The sequence below is a fragment of the Rubrivirga sp. SAORIC476 genome (assembly GCF_002283555.1).
GTDB lineage: Bacteria > Bacteroidota > Rhodothermia > Rhodothermales > Rubricoccaceae > Rubrivirga.
On sequence record NZ_MVOI01000003.1, the window covers coordinates 985,834 to 1,003,647 of the forward strand.

Annotated in this window: 15 protein-coding genes; 5 read left to right on the forward strand and 10 right to left on the reverse strand. The window is 71.5% G+C overall.

Features of this window, described 5'->3' with window-relative positions:
* Positions 1-130: 130 nt before the first annotated feature.
* From lepB (B1759_RS05955) to B1759_RS19645, 6 genes are all read right to left on the reverse strand, one after another.
* On the reverse strand, positions 131-1,222 hold the full coding sequence (gene lepB / locus B1759_RS05955) for a signal peptidase I (RefSeq protein WP_095514111.1): 1,092 nt from the start codon (positions 1,220-1,222) through the stop codon (positions 131-133).
* A gap of 2 nt (positions 1,223-1,224) precedes the next feature.
* Positions 1,225-2,319 (reverse strand): signal peptidase I, encoded by a 1,095-nt coding sequence (gene lepB / locus B1759_RS05960; protein WP_095514112.1) that lies wholly within the window; start codon positions 2,317-2,319, stop codon positions 1,225-1,227.
* A gap of 121 nt (positions 2,320-2,440) precedes the next feature.
* Positions 2,441-3,247 carry a hypothetical protein gene (locus B1759_RS05965; protein ID WP_095514113.1) on the reverse strand — a complete coding sequence of 269 codons (807 nt, stop codon included), beginning with the start codon at positions 3,245-3,247 and terminating at the stop codon, positions 2,441-2,443.
* 80 nt (positions 3,248-3,327) lie between these two features.
* Complete coding sequence (gene lepA, locus B1759_RS05970; RefSeq protein WP_255380491.1) at positions 3,328-5,157, reverse strand: translation elongation factor 4; 1,830 nt, start codon at positions 5,155-5,157, stop codon at positions 3,328-3,330.
* 96 nt (positions 5,158-5,253) lie between these two features.
* A complete protein-coding gene (locus B1759_RS05975; protein WP_095514114.1) occupies positions 5,254-5,892 on the reverse strand; it encodes a histidine phosphatase family protein in 639 nt (212 codons plus the stop codon).
* Between the two features lie 41 nt (positions 5,893-5,933).
* On the reverse strand, positions 5,934-6,074 hold the full coding sequence (locus B1759_RS19645) for a hypothetical protein (protein ID WP_158225142.1): 141 nt from the start codon (positions 6,072-6,074) through the stop codon (positions 5,934-5,936).
* Between the two features lie 225 nt (positions 6,075-6,299).
* On the opposite strand from B1759_RS19645, the gene B1759_RS05980 reads away from it, so the two are divergent.
* The 3 genes from B1759_RS05980 (at position 6,300) to B1759_RS05990 (ending at position 10,742) form a co-directional block, all read left to right on the forward strand.
* Positions 6,300-9,269 (forward strand): two-component regulator propeller domain-containing protein, encoded by a 2,970-nt coding sequence (locus tag B1759_RS05980; RefSeq protein WP_095514115.1) that lies wholly within the window; start codon positions 6,300-6,302, stop codon positions 9,267-9,269.
* Between the two features lie 47 nt (positions 9,270-9,316).
* Complete coding sequence (locus B1759_RS19650; RefSeq protein ID WP_158225143.1) at positions 9,317-9,952, forward strand: response regulator transcription factor; 636 nt, start codon at positions 9,317-9,319, stop codon at positions 9,950-9,952.
* 73 nt (positions 9,953-10,025) lie between these two features.
* A complete protein-coding gene (locus B1759_RS05990) occupies positions 10,026-10,742 on the forward strand; it encodes a hypothetical protein (protein WP_095514116.1) in 717 nt (238 codons plus the stop codon).
* 52 nt (positions 10,743-10,794) lie between these two features.
* Here the strand turns inward: B1759_RS05990 and B1759_RS05995 are convergent, their stop codons facing one another.
* The 3 genes from B1759_RS05995 to B1759_RS06005 all read right to left on the reverse strand — a co-directional run bounded on the left by B1759_RS05995 (position 10,795) and on the right by B1759_RS06005 (position 13,845).
* Complete coding sequence (locus tag B1759_RS05995) at positions 10,795-10,992, reverse strand: hypothetical protein (RefSeq protein ID WP_095514117.1); 198 nt, start codon at positions 10,990-10,992, stop codon at positions 10,795-10,797.
* Positions 10,993-11,044: 52 nt separating this feature from the next.
* Positions 11,045-12,982: a type IIA DNA topoisomerase subunit B gene (locus tag B1759_RS06000; RefSeq protein WP_095514118.1), complete on the reverse strand. Its 1,938-nt coding sequence runs from the start codon at positions 12,980-12,982 to the stop codon at positions 11,045-11,047.
* A gap of 71 nt (positions 12,983-13,053) precedes the next feature.
* Entirely contained in the window at positions 13,054-13,845 is a 792-nt protein-coding gene (locus B1759_RS06005; RefSeq protein WP_095514119.1) for a hypothetical protein, read from the reverse strand.
* Positions 13,846-14,006: 161 nt separating this feature from the next.
* On the opposite strand from B1759_RS06005, the gene B1759_RS06010 reads away from it, so the two are divergent.
* Both B1759_RS06010 and B1759_RS06015 read left to right on the forward strand, forming a co-directional pair.
* The gene (locus B1759_RS06010; RefSeq protein ID WP_095514120.1) at positions 14,007-16,001 is read left to right on the forward strand and encodes a hypothetical protein; all 1,995 of its coding nucleotides are present in this window, start codon (positions 14,007-14,009) and stop codon (positions 15,999-16,001) included.
* Positions 16,002-16,036: 35 nt separating this feature from the next.
* The gene (locus B1759_RS06015) at positions 16,037-16,468 is read left to right on the forward strand and encodes an SgcJ/EcaC family oxidoreductase (RefSeq protein WP_095515064.1); all 432 of its coding nucleotides are present in this window, start codon (positions 16,037-16,039) and stop codon (positions 16,466-16,468) included.
* Here the strand turns inward: B1759_RS06015 and B1759_RS06020 are convergent.
* A complete protein-coding gene (locus B1759_RS06020) occupies positions 16,456-17,784 on the reverse strand; it encodes a sensor histidine kinase (protein ID WP_095514121.1) in 1,329 nt (442 codons plus the stop codon). The genes B1759_RS06015 and B1759_RS06020 overlap by 13 nt on opposite strands.
* Between the last annotated feature and the right edge of the window lie 30 nt (positions 17,785-17,814).

The window sequence follows — 17,814 nt, forward strand, 5'->3', positions numbered from 1 at the left end:
GAGGCGGACCGGGCTCAGTGAACCCACGGTATCGCTCCGCGCGCTCCCCGCCTGTATCCTCCCGATGGACGGTGTACGGAGCGTGACAACACGGGACGAGGGACCGGATGCAGCCGCCTCCCCCCGAGCCCTACCGGCCCATCCCCCGTCCGATCCGGCCCCAACGCGGGTGCCCGGCCTCATCGTCCCAGGAGAAGTACACCACGACTGCCTTCCCGATGAGGTGGTCGAAGGGCACGAACCCCCACGTCCGGCTGTCCGCCGAGTCGTCGCGGCTGTCGCCCAGCACGAAGTAGTAGTCCTGGCCGAACGTGTACGTCTCCGCGGGACGGCCGTCGATCAGGAAGCCGGTCGCTGTCCGCTCAGTCTGGCGTCCCTCGAAGCGCTCGATCGCGTCGCGGACGACCGGCCACGAGGCGTCGTCCAGCGTCACCGTCTGCCCGGCCGCGGGGACCACGACGGGGCCGTAGTCGTCCAGGCTGTAGCGGAAGGCGGCGGGGAAGCCAGCGCTGCCGTCGCCCGGCGGGCGCAGGTACGGCGCCAGCGACTCGACGCCGTCGGTCAGCGCGAGCGCGTCCGCCTCGGCGCGCGTGGCGGAGGCCACCCACACGCCCGGCCCGGCCCGCTGGACGCGCCCCCCGAGGCCGAGCGAGTCGAGCACGTCGGCGTCGGGCAGGCGCCCCTGCATCGCCCAGAGGCGGCGGCCGTCCACCGGCGAGGCGACCGCCTCGGCCCCCGCGTAGACCGTCTTGCCGCGAATCGCGACGGTGTCGCCCGGCAGCCCCACGATCCGCTTGATGTAAGGAGTTTTGCGCCCGATCTCGGCCATCAGGTCGGGCGGGTAGTTGAACACCGTCACGTCGCCCCGGTCGGGGTCGTCGACGCCCGGCAGGCGCCGCCCGAGCACGCGCGCGCCGTAGTGCACCTTCGAGACGAGCACGAAATCGCCGATGAGCAGCGTGTCCTCCATCGAGGTGGACGGGATCCGGTACGCCTCGAAGCCGAGCAGCCGCAGCGCGAGCGCGAACAGCATCGCCGCGAGGATCACCCCGAGCCAGCCCCCCGCCGACGTGCCCCCGGACGAGGGCGCGGCTTCCGTGGCCGGTGCGGCCTCGCCTGCGACCAGCATGGCCCCCTTCTCGGGCAGCGACTCCTCGTCACCGGGCAGCGAGGACGGCGTCTCGCCAGGGGCGTCGGCGTCCGGCGGCAGGGGCGCGGTCACGGCTACGGGATCGGCCGGAAGAAGCGCGACGGCCGCACGAACGGGAACTCACCCTTGAACGACAGGAACGTGATCACCGCCTTGCCGACGAGGTGCGAGTGCGGCACGAAGCCCCAGTAGCGGCTGTCGACCGAGTTGTCGCGCGCATCGCCCATCGCCATGTAGTAGTCCTGCGTGAACGTGAACGTCGTCGCCACAGCGCCGTCGATCAGGATGCCGCCGTCGGTGCGCTCGACGCTGTGGCCCTCATGTCGGCCGATGGCGTCCAGGTAGACCGCGTCGATGGAGTCCGTCAGCGCGATGGTCATGCCCGCCCCCGGCACGACGCGCGGCGAGACGTGGTCCGGGTTGGCCCCGTACGTCGGGTCGACGGCGTCCTCGGGCTGGATCGACGGCTCGACGCGGGCGACGAGCGCGAGCGCTTCGAGGGCGTCCACCTCGGACGGGGTCGCGAAGACCATGAACTGGCGGACGCCCGCCTCCGTCTGGCGGTCGGCCCCGACGAAGAGCTCGATCCCCATCTCCTCCAGCTGGCTCACGCTGGGCCGGTCGGGGCCCGTGGCCGTCACGAGCCAGCGCTGCTTCATGGTCGGCGCCAGCGGCACCGGCGTCCCGTTGATGTGGAGCATCTTGTCGAGCACCGCCAGCGTGTCGCCGGGCAGCGCCATGATGCGCTTGATGTAGGGCGCCCGCCGCTCGATGGGCACCGACGCCGGGATCACCCCCCGCTCCACGTCCACCGAGGCGGGGTAGTTGAACACGACCACGTCGCCGCGCTCGGGCTCGGCGAATCCGGGCAGGCGGACCTGCGGAAAGCGCAGCCCCGGCAGGTAGATGCCCGTCACTGGGATGCCGACCGTCTCGGGCGTCCGCGGCCCCCAGTGCAGCTTCGACACGATCAGGAAGTCGCCTACGAGCAGCGTGTCCTCCATCGACTCGGACGGGATCCGGTACGGCTCGGCGATGAACGCGCGGACGATCAGGATGGCGACGATGGCCTTGACCCAGTACCAGACGTTCTCCTTGAACGTCGGACGGACGGGGGCCTCGCCGCGGCGGGCGGATCGAGACGGGCGGGAGCGGTCGGGCGTCGGCACGGGGTCGGGGAAGGGGCCGGGAAGCTACGGGGCGAGGGCCCGGTACGAGGGACGCGGGGCAGAGGTACGGGGCGGGGCGGCCTCGGGCTCTCTCAGAAGACGAGCCCGGGACCTCGGCCCTCTATCGGTGGATGATCCAACGGTCGGACGGTGCCCGCGAACTCCACCGCGGCGGGCGGACGGTCACCGTGTACTCCTCGACGCCGTTGTAGCCGGTCTTGAACCACGCCTGTCGCTCGTACGAGTGGTAGTAGTCCAGCCACGGCACCGGGCGCGCGGCCGCGTCGAGGCGGGCCGAGAGCTCGGCCTTGATGGGCGGCAGCAGGTCGGCGTACTGCTCGTCGCTCGCGATCAGCAGCCCCGTCCCGAACGGCCCGTCGATGTCGAGCGCCAGCAGCGGGATCGAGTCGTTGACCACGAACCAGTACTCGAACTGGATGTACTCCGAGCCGCCGTAGCCGTAGCGCCGCTGGGCGTCGCCGTTGCGCGTCGGGCGGCCGAAGGCGGCCTGGAGACGGCCCCGCAGCGCCTGCGTGCCGGTCGTGTCCACGTAGAGGCCGCGGCCGGGGAGGGCGGCCTGCCAGTAGGTGTCGGCGTACTGTTCGAGGAAGCTGCCCTGCCCGTCCGGCTCCACCTTACGCCAGCGGAGCGTCGCCAACTGGGCGAGGCGGATCAGGCTGTCCGCCTTGGCCTCCTCCGCCTGCACGAGGCTGTCGCGGACGGCCTGCTCGGCGGCCTTGACGGCGAAAAAGGCCTGTGTCCAGCGGTCGACCTCCCCCACCTCGGCGAGCGCGCGGGGCGCCAGACGCGGCCCGCGCTCGGCGAGCACCTCCGCCATCCGCGCCTGCGTCCGCTGCTGCTGGAGGAGTTGCACCACGTCCTGCGCCTGCGGCGCGGGCACGACGGCCGAGGACAGAGGAACGAGCACAAGGAGGACGGCCCAGCGCAGCGCTCGGCGTCTCGGGCAGCGGCCTGCCCATTCCCCGTTTCCCATTCCTCGTTCCCCCATTACTCCATCGACAGGACGGCCAGGAACGCCTCCTGGGGGACCTCCACCGCGCCGACCTGCTTCATCCGCTTCTTGCCCTCCTTCTGCTTCTCCAGCAGCTTCCGCTTGCGCGAGATGTCGCCGCCGTAGCACTTGGCCGTCACGTCCTTGCGGAGCGCCTTGACGGTCTCGCGCGCGATGATCTTGTTGCCGATGCCCGCCTGGATGGCCACGTCGAACATCTGCCGCGGGATCAGCTCGCGCAGCTTCTGGCTCAGGCGGCGGCCCATGTCGTAGGCCTTGTCACGGTGGACGATGGTGGAGAGCGCGTCGACGGTGTCGCCGTTGAGCATCACGTCCAGCTTGACCAGCTTGGACGTCCGCTCGTCGATGAAGTCGTAGTCGAACGACGCGTAGCCGCGGGAGACCGACTTCAGCTTGTCGTAGAAGTCGAACACGATCTCGGCCAGCGGCAACTCGTACTTCAGGTTGACGCGGTCCGTCGTGAGGTACTCCTGGGTCAGGTACGTGCCGCGGCGGTCCTGGCAGAGCCCCATCAGCGCGCCGATGTACTCGGTCGGCGTGATGATCTCGGCCTTGACGTAGGGCTCGCGGATCTCGTGGATCCGGCCCGGGTCCGGCATGTCGGACGGGTTCTCGACCTCGATGGTGGTCCGGTCGGACAGCTCGACCGAGTAGCGGACGTTCGGCATCGTGGTCACGATGTCGAGCCCGAACTCGCGGTCCAGCCGCTCCTGGACCACCTCCATGTGCAGCATCCCCAGGAAGCCGACGCGGAAGCCGAAGCCGAGCGCGGCCGAGGTCTCAGCCTCGTAGGTCAGCGCGGCGTCGTTGAGCTGGAGCTTCTCGAGCGCACCGCGGAGGTCCTCGAAGTCGTTCGAGTCGGTCGGGTAGATGCCCGAGAACACCATCGGCTTGACGTCGCGGTAGCCCGGGAGTTGCTCCGTGGCCCCATTCCGCTGGTGCGTCACCGTGTCGCCGACGCGCGTGTCCGCCACGTCCTTGACGCTGCCGATCAGGTAGCCGACCTCGCCCGGCCCCAGTTCGTCGACCGGCTGCATGGTCAGCTTCAGGTGCCCGATCTCCTCGGCGAAGTACTTCGCGCCGGTCGCCATGAACTGGATCGCGTCGCCCTTGCGGAGCGTGCCCTCCTTGACGCGGATGTAGACGATCGAGCCCCGGTACGTGTCGAACGTCGAGTCGAAGATGAGCGCCTGGAGCGGGGCCTCGGGGTCGCCCGCGGGCGCCGGGACGCGCTCGACGATGCGCTCCAGGACCGCCTCGATGCCCATGCCAGTCTTGGCGGACACATGGAGCACGTCGTCCGGGTCGCCGCCGATGAGGTCGGTGATGGACTGCGCCACCAGTTCCGGCTGGGCGCTCGGCAGGTCCACCTTGTTGAGGACCGGGATGATCTCCAGGTCCTGGCCGATGGCCATGTAGAGGTTCGAGATCGTCTGCGCCTCGATGCCCTGCGCCGCGTCGACGACGAGGATGGCGCCTTCACACGCGTTGAGCGCGCGGGAGACCTCGTAGGTGAAGTCCACGTGGCCCGGCGTGTCGATCAGGTCGAGCACGTACTGCTGCCCGTCCGCCGCCTTGTACGGCATCCGAATGGCGTGGCTCTTGATCGTGATGCCGCGCTCCCGTTCGAGGTCCATCGAGTCGAGGACCTGGGCCTGCATCTCGCGGCTGGTGAGCGTGCCGGTGGCTTCGAGAAGCCGGTCGGCCAACGTCGACTTGCCGTGGTCGATGTGGGCGATGATGCAGAAGTTGCGGATGCGGCTCTGGTCCACGGGGGCGGGTCGGTAGGCGTCGGTTTCGGGCAACGGTGAAAGTACCGCCACACGTGCCGTCCCCCGCCGAAATCCCCGTGGGGACGACGCGCCGCTCCGGAGCCCGCCCGCCTCGGCGCCGAGTCGGGCCTACTCGGGATTGGGCGCCCCGTAGCGCCGCCGCTCGACCCGCACGTCGTCGGGCGTCCGCTGCGACGGGTGCTCGGAAATCGTGACCACGTAGATGCCGTCGTACTCGAAGTCGCCGAGGTCCGCCATCGGCTCGCCGGTCAGCTCCGAGATCATGTGCGGGATCGTGTTGCTGTGGCCGACGACCAGCACGGCGTACGGGAAGCTGTCCGCAGCGATCTGGCGGGCCTGCGCGCGGACGGCCGCCTCGGTGTCCGGCCCCTCGATGGGCAGGACCGTGACCTCCCGGCCCTGCGCGGCGGCGATGGGCGCCGCCGTCGCCCGCGTCCGCGCGAACTGGGAGCTGTAGATGGCGTGGAGCCGTTCGCCCCCCAGCGCCTCTACGAGCGCCTCCGCGCGGGTCTCCCCCGCCTCGGTCAGCGGCGGATCGTCCGCGGGCGCCGTCGCTTTCTCGGCGTGGCGGACGAAGTAGATGCGCGTCGGCGGCGCGTCGAAGATCCGCTCCTCCGGCACATCGACGGTGGGCGCGGGCAGCGCGTCGGCCACTTGCCGGGGCGGCGCGTCTACGGCCCGCTCGGACGGAGACGGCGCACACCCGGCGACGAGGAGGGCGAGGAGAAGACCGAGGCGGACGAGCATGGCGGGGCCAGGAAGGACGCCCCAGGATAGTCCCCCGAGCCTTACCACTCGAACACCGATGCGACCGCGACCTGAGGGCTGCCCAGATCCTTCCGGAAGGAGACGAACACCACGTACCGCCCCGGCTCGTAGACCGGCGGGTCGAGGCGGTAGATCGTGCAGCCCGGCGCGGGCGGCTCCATCCCCGCCGTCACCGAGGTCAGACGCGGCGGGGGGGACCGGCGAACATCTCCTCGGGGCCGAACAGGTCGCAGCCCGTGAGCAGGAGGGCGAGCAGAAGAAGGCGGTGCATGGGCGTCGTCCGGATGCCGTGGCCTTCGTACCCGCCCCCAGGATCGGCCGCCATCCCTGGGGTCGGGGAATCCAGCATTGACCACGCCTAACGCCCGCCGCTACTAGCTTTCGGCGTGCTCTCCGCCCGCCTCCTCGTCACTGTCACCGTGGTCGCGGTGCTCGCCACGACCGGCACGGCCGCCCAGACCGGCGGGGTCGTCATCGACCGGACCGCCCTGACGCGTGCCGATGGGCTCCCCTCAGACTATGTGCTCGCCGTGTTCGAGGACCGGTGGGGGTTCGTGTGGTTCGGAACCGACGCCGGCATCGCCCGATGGGACGGCATGCGGGCCGTCACGTTCTCTGTCGACGACGGCCTTCCCCATCCGTACGTCACCGGCTTCGCCGAGACTGCCGACGGCACACTCTACGCCGGGACCCAAGGCGGCCTCGCCCGATGGACCGGCCCCGGCTGGGAGCGCGTCCCGACCCCGTTCGAGGACCCACTCATCGGGTACATCGGAACGGACGCCGAGGGGAGGCTGCTCGCCTCGGCCGGGGTTCAGCTGGGACGCCTGGAGGGCGACCGGTGGCGGATTTGGACGCCCGGCCCGGACATGCCCACTCGCCTCGCGCGCACGGCCGTCGTAGACCTCGGCAGAGACCGGCTTCTGGTCAGCGGGTTCTGGTCGGACACGCTCGCCGGAGCCATCCTGTCCCCCGTCGGCGACCGGTTCGAGGCGGCCTCGGTCGCGTTCGACGACGGCATCGACACGTCCGGATGGATCGGCGCGGCGGTAGGCCGGTGCGACCAGTACCTCACGCTGGCATCGCGCGTGGAGGGCCGAAGCGCCTGGGGGCCGGCCGAGATCGTGGGCGAGGGCTCCTCGCTCGTGCTGCGACTGCAGAGGGCCCTGCTCCCGACCCACTCAGACCCGCTCGACGAGATCCTCTGCAGCGAGGAGGCGACCTGGGGGATCGGGCGCGGCGGCCTGCGCTGGCTCGACGGGCCCGACGGCATCGCGCGGGTCGTGCAGACGCTCGCGACCAGCGCCGCGGCGGCACGCGACGGGGGCATCTGGGTGGGGACCTTCGGCGACGGAGCGATTCGCATCCGCCCAACCCCGTTCGTGCGCCTCACCGATGAGGCGGCCCTGAGGCTCGCGCAGACGCCCGATGGCGCGGTGTGGGCGACCGGGCGACGACTCTGGCGGGTCGATCCAGACGGCGGATCGGCCGAGATCGCCTACCCGAACCCGACGCGGGCGCTGTCTGTGACCGACGGCGGCGCGATCCGGGTCGGCGGCCGGGTCGCCCTACTGGCGCCGCTGGCCGACTGCCCCCCGCTCATCAACCCCTCGGCCGCCCGGTCGAGCATCCGAGACAGCGGCTGGATCTCCGGGCTGACGGAGAGCGCCGATACGCTGTGGCTGGGGAGCTACCAGTTCGGCGTGCGGCGCTTTCGGCTGGGCGAGGGCAGCCCGGTAGAGATCGACACGCTGGGAACCGACGCAGGGCTCCCGACGCAAACCGTGGAAGACCTCCGCCGCGTGGCCGGGGAGTCCTGGGTGCTGACTCGGCTCGGCGCGGCGCGGCTGGTCGGCGCACGTGCCGAGGCGGTGGGCGTGGGCCAGGGCCTGCCCTCGTCGTCGGTGTTCTCCCTCCTGGGCGCGAGCGACGGGGCGGTCTGGTTCGGGACCGACCGCGGGGTGGCCCGCCTCGGGCGCGGCGAGCACCGGGCCACCGCGATCTCGCACCCTCTGTTCGACGGCCGACGGGTGGTGGCCCTGTTCGAGGTGCCCGAGCACCCGGGCGCGGTCTGGGCGGTCACGGCCCGACACCTGCTCCGCGTCGCCGAGGGCCGGGCGACGGCCTTCGCCCCGCTGGCCATCGCCCCCGATCAGACCATCGAGGACGCGCTTTACCACGCACCCAGCGGCCGCCTCGTGCTGGCGACCTCGGACGGCGTGCTCTCCGCACCGTTCGAGGCACTCGCCTCGGCCGCTCGCCGGACGCCGCGCGTGGCGGTGGCCGAGGCGACGGTCAACGAGCAGTCCGTCGCGCTCGGCGGGACGCCCGGCGCGGCTCGTCTGGAGCGGCTGCCCCCGGGCCCGCACCGTGTCGTGGTCCGCGCCGCGGCGTTCGGCCCCCGGGGGGCGTCGGTCGAGTACCGGTACGACGACGCGACGTGGCGCCCGGCCGCGGCCGATGGCTCGGTCGTGCTGCCGGACCTGGGGGCAGGCCTCCACCACGTCGAGATGCGAGCCGTCGCGCCGGGCGGCGCGCGCTCGGACGAGACGGCGACGCTGGCGTTCGAGGTCCGCCCCCGGCTCTGGGAGCGACCGGCCATCCGCGTGCTCGGACTGCTGGGGGCGCTCGCGGCGCTCATCGGGATCGTCCGGTGGACATCGACGCAGCGCTACCGGCGCCGGCTTCGGGAGTACGAACTCGAGCGGCGGCTGCACGAGGAGCGACAGCGGATCAGCCAGGACCTCCACGACCACGTCGGCGCGGACCTGTCGACCATCGTGTCGGGCATCGACCTCGTCCGGCTGTCGGCCGGGGGCGACGGCGGCCCGGCCATGAGCAACCTCGACCGCCTCGACGCGCACGCACGCCGCACCATGACGCGGCTGCGCGAAACCATCTGGGCGATCCACCGGGAAACCGTCACGGCCGAGGCGTTCTTGGACCGCGTCTGCACGCACGCCCGGGAGCGCGCCGCTCTCCATCCCGAGGCCCCCACGGTCGCCTGTGCCCTCGACGCCACCGACGCCGACCGGCTGCGGACCCTCACGCCTGCCCAGACCCTCCACCTCTACCGCATCGCGCAGGAGGCCATCGGCAACGCGCTCCAGCATTCGGGAGCGACTCGGCTCGGCGTGGTCGTCCGCGTGACGCCGACCGCGCTCGTGCTGGAGATCGCGGACGACGGCCGGTTCGAAGCCAGCGCTCCGGGCGCGCTATCGGGGTACGGCATGAGCGGCATGCGCCGTCGCGCGGCCGAGGTCGGCGCGCGGCTCTGGCTGGAGACGGAGGCGGGCACGACGGTCCGCGTCGCGCTGCCACTCGCCCTCCCCGAACTCACCCGAGCTGGGGATTGACCCTCTTCGGCTCCGGCCCGACTCTGTCTGCACCCTCCGACGCCCCCGTGTCCGTCCGCCTCGCCCTGGTCGAAGACCGCCCCGACGTCCGCCAGTTGCTCACCGAGCGGCTCGCGTTCTTCGACGACGTGGAGCTGGTGTCGGTGTCCGGGTCGGCGGAGGCGTTCTTCGAGCGGCTCCAGGACGCCGAGGCCGCCCCGGAAGTGGTCCTGATGGACATCGAGCTCCCCGGGATGGACGGGATCGAGGCGACCGGCCGCCTTCGGGAGTCGCATCCCGAGACGGAAGTGCTGATGCTGACCGTGTTCGAGGACGAGGACCGGATTTTCGCGGCCGTCCAGGCCGGGGCGAGCGGGTACCTGCTCAAGGATGCGAGCGCGGGGCGCATCGTGGGAGCGGTACTGGAGGTGGCGCGAGGCGGCGCGCCCGTCTCCCCGCTGGTCGCGAAGAAGCTCCTCGGATGGATTCGAGGCGACGACTGCGAGGCGGTCGGCCTGACGGACCGCGAGCGCGACGTGCTGGGCCTGATCGTGGAGGGGCTGACGGAGGACGGCATCGCCGACCGGCTGTACATCAGCCCCCACACGGTCCGCAGTCACATCAAGAGCCTGTACCGGAAGCTGGAGGTCCACAGCCGCGCCGAGGTGGTGCGGGTCGCCTACGAGCGGCGGCTCATCCGCTAGCCCGATCCCCCGGATCCGGGGAGGGAAAGTGCGGGTCGCGCCCGGTAGCGTGGGGTGCACCCTCCGCTCCGCCATGCGCTCCCTCCTCGCTGTCGCCCTCCTCGCCCTGCTCGCTCCGTCGGCCGCCGCCCAGTTCACGCCACCCGGCCAGTCGGAGGACATCCGGTACTGGGGGATTCACTTCGACTCGAACGCGCTCGCTCCCCTCGACCGGTATACCTCGATCAGCTACCGCGCGGACGGTGCGCGGCTCGTCCACTTCGACAGCCCGCTCCCGACGCTCCTCTACGGCATCCTCCTCCTCGCCACCGGCGACGAGGGCGAAGTGACCCGCACCAACGACCGGTTCGTGCCGCTGCCCATCGACGCCTGGACGGGAGCCACGTTCGTACCCACGCCCGTCGGGGAGGTCGGCCTCGGAGTCGACTTCGGCGGTGCAGGGATGACGGCCCGACCGGGCGTCTCCGACCTGGACCTGGTGCTCTACGCCGGCCCGAACGTGCTGTTCACGGCGCGCCCGGTAGAGAACCTCCACCTCGTCGGCCACGCCGCGTACCAGCTGATGGTCTCGCTGGGCGACGCGGAGAACGGGCTCGGCAACCGCCTGGTCGAGGTCGACCTGCAGGGGACGTACCCGCTCAGTGACCGGTTCGCGCTCTACGGCGGCGTCCACCTCAAGCGCTGGACGTTCCCCGACGGCCCGGCGGACGGCGCGCCGACGGTCGATTTCGGGACGAACGCGGTGTCGATCGGCATCAAGCTGTCGCCGGACTACCTGTTCGCCTTCTGAGCAAGCCCGCCGGGCGCTCAAGGCAGGAGGCTCCGGGAGCGACACGACATCCCTACTCCTCGGCGTCCTCCCGGATGCCCTTCATCACGTTGACGGCCAGCAGCACGAGCCCGCCCGCCATCAGCACGCCCGAGAGCGGCGCCTGCCAGAGGCTCACGCTCCACCCGACCCACCACATCAGCAGGTTCACGACGGCGAGGCCGAGGCCGCCCGCGAGGAGCGCGAGGCCGAGTCGGTCGATGCGGGTCATATCGGGGCTCCTTCGGGATGGCGTGAGGTACCGGCCCCCCGCAACAGTCGGTCTACACGTCGAGATCCTCCACCTCGGCGGCGTGGGCCATGATGAAGTCGAAGCGCGGCGCGGCGTCCTTGCCCATCAGGTCGGTGATGGCGCGCTCGGTCTCCAGCAGCGAGCCCTCCGGGATCGAGACCTGGAGGAGGCGGCGCTTGTCCGGGTCGAGGGTCGTCTCGTGAAGCGTGGCGGGCATCATCTCGCCGAGGCCCTTGAAGCGTTGCACCTCGATCTGCGTGCGGGGGTTCTTCTTCTGGATGCGGCGGACGATCCGGTCGCGGTCGGCCTCGTCGAGCGCCCAGTGGGTCTCCTTGAGCGCGTCGACGCGGAAGAGCGGCGGCTGCGCGATGTAGACGTAGCCCTGGTCGATGAGCGGCCGCATGTAGCGGTAGAGGAACGTCAGCAGGAGCGTCGCGATGTGGAGGCCGTCGGCGTCGGCGTCCATCAGCAGGATCACCTTGTGGTAGCGCAGCTTGGTCACGTCGAGGTCCTCGCCCAGCCCACAGCCCAGCGCGTCGACGATGTTCGACAGCTCCTTGTTGGCGAGCACCTTCGACCGGGTCGCCTGCTCGGCGTTGAGCACCTTGCCGCGCAGCGGCAGGATCGCCTGCGTCTTGCGGTCGCGCCCCTGCTTCGCCGAGCCGCCCGCCGAGTCGCCCTCGACGATGAACAGCTCGGACTCCTCGGGCGCCGTGCTGGAGCAGTCGCTCAGCTTGCCGGGCAGGTTAAGGCGGTGGCTGACCGCGCTCTTGCGCCGGACCGTGTTGGCCGCCGCCCGGCTCGCCTGCCGCGCCTTGGCCGACTGGATGACGCGCGCCACGATGGACTCGGCCGTGGAGGGCGTGCCGTTGAGGAACTGCTCGAACTCGGTCCGGAACGCGCCCGACACCGCCGAGCGGACCTCCGGGTTGTTCAGCTTCTCCTTCGTCTGCCCCTGGAACTGCGGGTCGACGTGGTACAGGTTGACGACGGCCACCAGCCCCTCCCGGATGTCGTCGGCCGTGATGTCGAGCTTGCGCGGCGCGAGGTCGTGCGTCTCGATGTAGTTGCGGATGGCCTTCGTGACGCCGTCCTTGAGGCCCTGCTCGTGCGTGCCGCCGTCGCGCGTCGGGATGCCATTGACGAAGCTGGTGATCGACTCGCGCGGGGCCTCCGTCCAGACCATGCACAGCTCGGTCCGGATGCCATCCTCCAGTTCGCTCTGGCGCACCACGAACGGGTCCGGGTGGACGCGCCGGGTGCTCGCCTCGGCGACGAGGTGGTCGAGGTACTCCACGATGCCGCCCTCGTGGTGAAACTCGATCCGCTCGCCGGTCGCCTCGTCCTTGAAGACGATCCGCAGGGCCCCGTTGAGGTACGTCTTGACCTCCAGGTTGTCCTTGATCGTCTGCGCGTCCAGGTCCGTCTTGTCGAAGATCTCGGGGTCCGGCGTGAACGTGATCGCCGTCCCGGACCCGCGGACGTTGGACCGCACCGTCTTGAGCTTCGTCACCGGCACGCCGCGCGCGTAGCGCTGCTCGTAGAGCTTGCCGTCGCGCTTGACCTGCGCCACCAGCTCCGACGAGAGCGCGTTCACCACGCTCGACCCGACGCCATGCAGGCCGCCGGACGTGACGTAGCTCGACCCGTCGAACTTCCCGCCCGCGTGCAGCGTGGTCAGGATCACCTGCAGCGCGGGCACCTTCTTGGTCGGGTGCTTGTCGATAGGGATGCCGCGGCCGTTGTCGGAGACCGTGACCGTGGTGCCGTCTTTGTGGAGGACGACCTCGATCTGGGTCGCGTAGCCGTTGGTCGCCTCGTCGACGGCGTTGTCGACGATCTCCCACACGAGGTGGTGGAGGCCGGCCTTGCCGGTGCCTCCGATGTACATGCCGGGGCGCTTGCGGACGGGCTCCAGGCCCTCCAGGACCTGGATGTCGGCGCCGGTGTAACTCTGAACTTCTGCCATTGGGAACGCTGGGGGGACGCTTTCCCGCATGGTACTCACGCGCGGTGACAGCCGCGCGGCAGAGCCTCCGCCTACCGCCGAGCCCCGATCAGGACGGGAATCTCCTCCTCGATGGACTCGAGCAGATCGGCGCGGGCGGTGGCGAGGAGCGCGCTCGGCGTCCGGTCCTCCGCAGCCGAGAACATCCTCGGCCGGATCGGCGCGCTTCCCCTCACCGTTCCTCGGGTGACGACCGTACCGGCCTGATCGTCCCACAGGACGAGCTCCCCCTCGATCACCACCGCGTCGTCGACCTTGGTGAGCCCGCCGAACTCCCCGGCAACGAACCCGCCCCTGACGAGCCCGAACCTCACGTCGTGGACGAAGAGGACGTAGTCGACCTCGGGACCGAAGGCCTCGACCGTCCCGGCGGCGATCGCGCGGACGGGGCTCGGCTTGTACGCATTCCGCGACCGGGCCACGACATACTGCATGACGCGGTACGACTCTTCTGTCAGGGCCGCACCTTCGGGCAGCGTCCCGGTCTCGACCGAGGCCCACACGTCCGCCTCGCGGATCACGTCCCGGATCGCAGCCAGCGCCACGTCCGGGTACGACTCCGCGTCAGTGCTGTCGAGGGGAACGAACGCTTCGACCTCCTCAATCTGGAAGGCCCCCACGTCCTCCCCGTAGATGGCCCTGTCTTCCTCGTACGGACCCGAGAGCGTTCCCCCACTCGCGCCCGCCTCGCCCGTGGAGACGATTAGCAGGGAGCGATCGCGAATGGGCTCGAAGTCCCCGAGTGGGTCGAACTGGCCGACCGTCTGGACCGACCCGCAGCCCGCAAGCAAAAGAACGACAACGACAAAAAGAGAGGCACGCATGTTCAACGAGTTCGGCATAGACTCGAAAGATACGTTTGAAGGTCCGGGCCTTCGCGTGTCCGGAGGGTCCCGGATGTGTGGGGCCGTCCCCTGCCGACGCCCGCCGTGACCTGCTTGGCGAACGCAGCGGCCGTACCCTTCCCCGCCTCCTCCTCGCGCCCATGCTCCGCCTCGGTCTCCTCGTCGCCCTCTTTGTCGCCGCCCCCGCGTGGGCCCAGCCCGCCGCCGAGGTGCCGGTCGAGCGCGTCATCCTGTTCACGAGTGGCGTGGGCTACTTCGAGCACGGCGGGCGCGTCTCCGGCGACGCCGACGTGACGCTCCGCTTCGGGACCGAGGCGCTCAACGACGTGCTGAAGTCGCTCGTGGTGGAGGACCGCGGCGGGCGCGTGGCGGGCGTGGTGTACCCGACGCAGGCGCCCATCGAGCGGACCCTCCAGTCGTTCGCCATCGACCTGTCGAACGGGCCGGGGCTGTCCAACATCCTGCGGCAGGTGCGCGGCGCCGAGGTCGAGGTCTCGACACCCAGCGGCACGGTCCGCGGCACCGTCGTGGCCGTGGACCGCCAGACGCGCGAGGCGGGCGACACGGCCATCGAGGTAGACGTGCTCTCGCTGCTGACCGCCGGCGGCCTGGTGTCGGTGCGCCTCGACACGGCGCGCGGCATCGCCTTCACAGATCCCGCGCTCCAGGCCGAGTTGGCAGGCGCCCTGGCCGCCCTCGCCGAGGACCGCGGCGGCGACCGCAAGCCGGTCCGCGTCCAGTTCCGGGGCCGCGGCGCGCGCGACGTGCGGATGGGCTACGTCATCGAGTCGCCGGTGTGGAAGACGAGCTACCGCCTCGTCCTGGCCGACGACGACGGCACGCTCCAGGGCTGGGCCCTCGTCGAGAACCCCACCGAGGCGGACTGGACGGACATCGACCTGACCCTCGTCAGCGGGCGCCCGGTGTCGTTCGTGACGGACCTCTACACGCCGCGCTTCATCGACCGGCCGGTCGTGACGCTGGCCGACGACGCGGTCGTGCGGCCGGAGTCGTACGCCGCGGGCGCCCGGGAGCGGGCCGCCGCCCCTCCCCCCCCGCCCCCTGCGCCGGAGCCCGCGCGGATGGGGGCCGTCCTCGGCGCGCGGGGTGGACGGGCGGACGAGGTCGTCGTCATGAACGACGCGATGCCTCTCGACCCGACCGGCAGCGTCGTCGCGCAGGGGACGGCGGGCGACTTCGGGGAGCTGTTCGCGTACCGCCTCGGCTCCGTGACACTGCCCCGCCGGGGCTCCGCGATGCTGCCCATCGTGAGCGACGCCGTCGGCGTGGAGCGGCTGAGCATCTTCACCGGCGCCGCCGGTCGGCACCCGATGCGGGGCGTGCGGCTGACCAACACGACGGGCGCGAGCCTGCGCGGCGGCCCCATGACCGTTCTGGACGACGGCTACGCGGGCGACGCGCTCCTCCCCGACCTGCCCGAGGGCGACGAGCGGCTGCTGACGTTCGCCGTGGACCAGGACGTGCTCGTGGACCCGTACGCCGTGCCCGGCGCCGCCTCAGTGATCGAGACCGCCCGGCTGGTCGACGGCGTGCTCACGATCCAGCGGCAGGGGCGGACGACGCGCGGCTACCGCCTCGAAAACCGGGGCTCCCGACGCCGCGTGGTGCTCGTCGAGGCGCCCCGGCAGCCCGGCGCGCGCCTGATCGCGCCGACCGCCGCCGAGGAGTCGACGCCCGACGCCTACCGCTTCCGCGTGCCGCTCGCGCCCGGCGCCACCGACTCGCTGGTGGTCACCGAGGCGCAGACGCTGAGCGAGCGGATCGGCCTGGCGTCGCTCTCGCCCGAGCGCATCCTGTCCCTCGCCCGCGCCGACGGCGAGATCCCGGCCGACGTGCGCGCCGCGCTCCGGCGGGCGGCGGACCTGCGCCGCGACCTCGCCGAGACCGAGCGCCGCGAGGTGGAGTTGCGGAACGAGCTGGCCACCATCGAGCGCGACCAGACCCGCATTCGCGGCAATCTGGAGGCCATCGACAACGACACGGACTACGGCCGTCGCCTCCTCGCCACGCTCGACGAGCAGGAGACGCGCATCGAGGCCATCCGCGCCGAGCAGGCGGAGGTGCAGGCGCTCCTGAACCGCCAGCGCGAGGCGCTCCGCATCTCGGTCCGGTGAGCGCCCCCGGCTCCGGCTTGCCCGAGGCGGGCGCCATGCCCGCCGCCTTCGCCGCCGCCTGGATGGCCCGCGACGCCGACGCCCTCGCAGCCCTCTTCGAGCCCGACGCCGCGTTCGTCAACGTCGTCGGCCTGTGGTGGCACGACCGCGAGGCCATCCGCCGCGCCCACGCCTACGGCCTGGAGGTTCTCTTCCCCGACTCCACGCTGACCGTCGGGCGGACGACCGTCAAGCCGCTGTCCGACACCGTCTCCGTCGTCCACGCGCGGATGCGGCTGACCGGTCAGTCTGCCCTCGGCGACGTGACCGAGCCGGGCGCGCGGCACACGATCTTCTCGTTCGTGATGCGGTGCGGCGCCGACGGTTGGCGGTGCGCCTCGGCTCACAACACGGACGTGGTGGCGGGCGCGGAGTCCCACATCCGCACCGAGGCGGGTGACCTGCGGCCGGCCGACTACCGGACCTGAGGGTCGCCGTCGAGCGGCACGTCCACGCGCACTTCTGTGCCCGCCTCGGTGGCGAGGTCGAAGGTCCCGCCCAGCGTCGACGCCCGCTCCCTCATCGACGCCATCCCGAAGCCCGACGGCGCGCCGTCGCCCAGCACCGTCACAGGCGGGCGGAACGCGCCGTCGTCGCGGACCGACAGCGTCAGCCGCCCGTCGGCGCTCGTGAGGCGCACCGAAATCGTCTTCGCGCCGCTGTGCTTGACGGCGTTCTGCACCGCCTCCTGGCCGACCCGGTACAGGTGCAGCGCCGACGCCGCGGGCACGACGGCGTAGCGGTCGCCCGTCGCCTGCACGGCCGCGTGGATGCCCGACGCCCGCGCCCGCGCCTCGGCGAACCGACGGAGTTGGGCCGCCAGCGCCTCGACGGTCACCTCGCTCGCGTTGAGCACCCAGACGGTCTCGCGGAGCTGACGCATCGCCTCGCGCGCGTCCTCCTCCACCTCGCCGAGCACGCCCACCGGCGCCTCCTCGCGGAGCCGGGCCAGTTCGATGCCCGCCAGCAGGGACGACAGTTGCGCGCCGACCGAGTCGTGCAGGTCGCGGCTGATGCGCGTCCGCTCCGCCTGCCGCTCGGCGGCGACGAGGCGGTCCTGAGTGGCGCGAAGCTCACGGAGCGTCGTCTCCAGCTCGGCGTTGGCGCGGCCCAGCAGGTGCGCGCTTTCCAGCGTTCGGTACGCCTGGCGGTACAGCGTCCGGTCCACCACCACTGCCAGCGCCACCACGACGAACGGAAACTCGACCCAGTCGGTCACGACCTCCACCGAGGTCCCATACAGGAGCGCGCCGACGACGATCAGGGGGATCGTCGCGAGGGCCGCCCACACGGTCGCGGGCGTGGGCGGGTGAACGAACGCAGCCACCATCAGCAGGGTGAACGCGTACAGGGGCAGCGCCGCCGCGTTCGGTTCGAACCAGATGCCGAACGCTCCGCCGAGCAGGATGAACCAGACCGCCAACGCCCGCGACAGGCGGGCATCGTGCGGCGGGCCGAAGGGCGCACGCCGGTCCCACACGAGATACCCTCCGAGTGAGAGGACCGCTACCACCCGCCACACCAGGAGTCCGACGTGGTAGGCGGGAGCCTCGGCCCAGGCCCCTACCGTATAGCTGATGTACTCGTCGACGTAGAACAGCGGCAGGTTGACCAGCAGTCCGGCCCATGCCAGCACGCGCGCGCGGCGCCGCGCCTGGGCGGCGAGATCTCGCTCCACCACGTCGGAGACGAGCGTCGGGCCGTGGGGATGAACGGCGAAAGCGGACCGGAGGCGAGCGAGCACGGGCGCAACGAGGAACGGGGCAGACTACCA

Excerpts from the sequence above, each read along its gene's own strand:
- B1759_RS05990 (WP_095514116.1), top strand. The coding sequence starts at position 10,026 with ATGCGCTCCCTCCTCGCTGTCGCCCTCCTCGCCCTGCTCGCTCCGTCG.
- B1759_RS05975 (WP_095514114.1), bottom strand. The coding sequence starts at position 5,892 with ATGCTCGTCCGCCTCGGTCTTCTCCTCGCCCTCCTCGTCGCCGGGTGT.
- B1759_RS06010 (WP_095514120.1), top strand. The coding sequence starts at position 14,007 with ATGCTCCGCCTCGGTCTCCTCGTCGCCCTCTTTGTCGCCGCCCCCGCG.
- B1759_RS06015 (WP_095515064.1), top strand. The coding sequence starts at position 16,037 with ATGCCCGCCGCCTTCGCCGCCGCCTGGATGGCCCGCGACGCCGACGCC.
- B1759_RS06000 (WP_095514118.1), bottom strand. The coding sequence starts at position 12,982 with ATGGCAGAAGTTCAGAGTTACACCGGCGCCGACATCCAGGTCCTGGAG.
- B1759_RS19645 (WP_158225142.1), bottom strand. The coding sequence starts at position 6,074 with ATGGAGCCGCCCGCGCCGGGCTGCACGATCTACCGCCTCGACCCGCCG.
- B1759_RS05995 (WP_095514117.1), bottom strand. The coding sequence starts at position 10,992 with ATGACCCGCATCGACCGACTCGGCCTCGCGCTCCTCGCGGGCGGCCTC.
- B1759_RS06005 (WP_095514119.1), bottom strand. The coding sequence starts at position 13,845 with ATGCGTGCCTCTCTTTTTGTCGTTGTCGTTCTTTTGCTTGCGGGCTGC.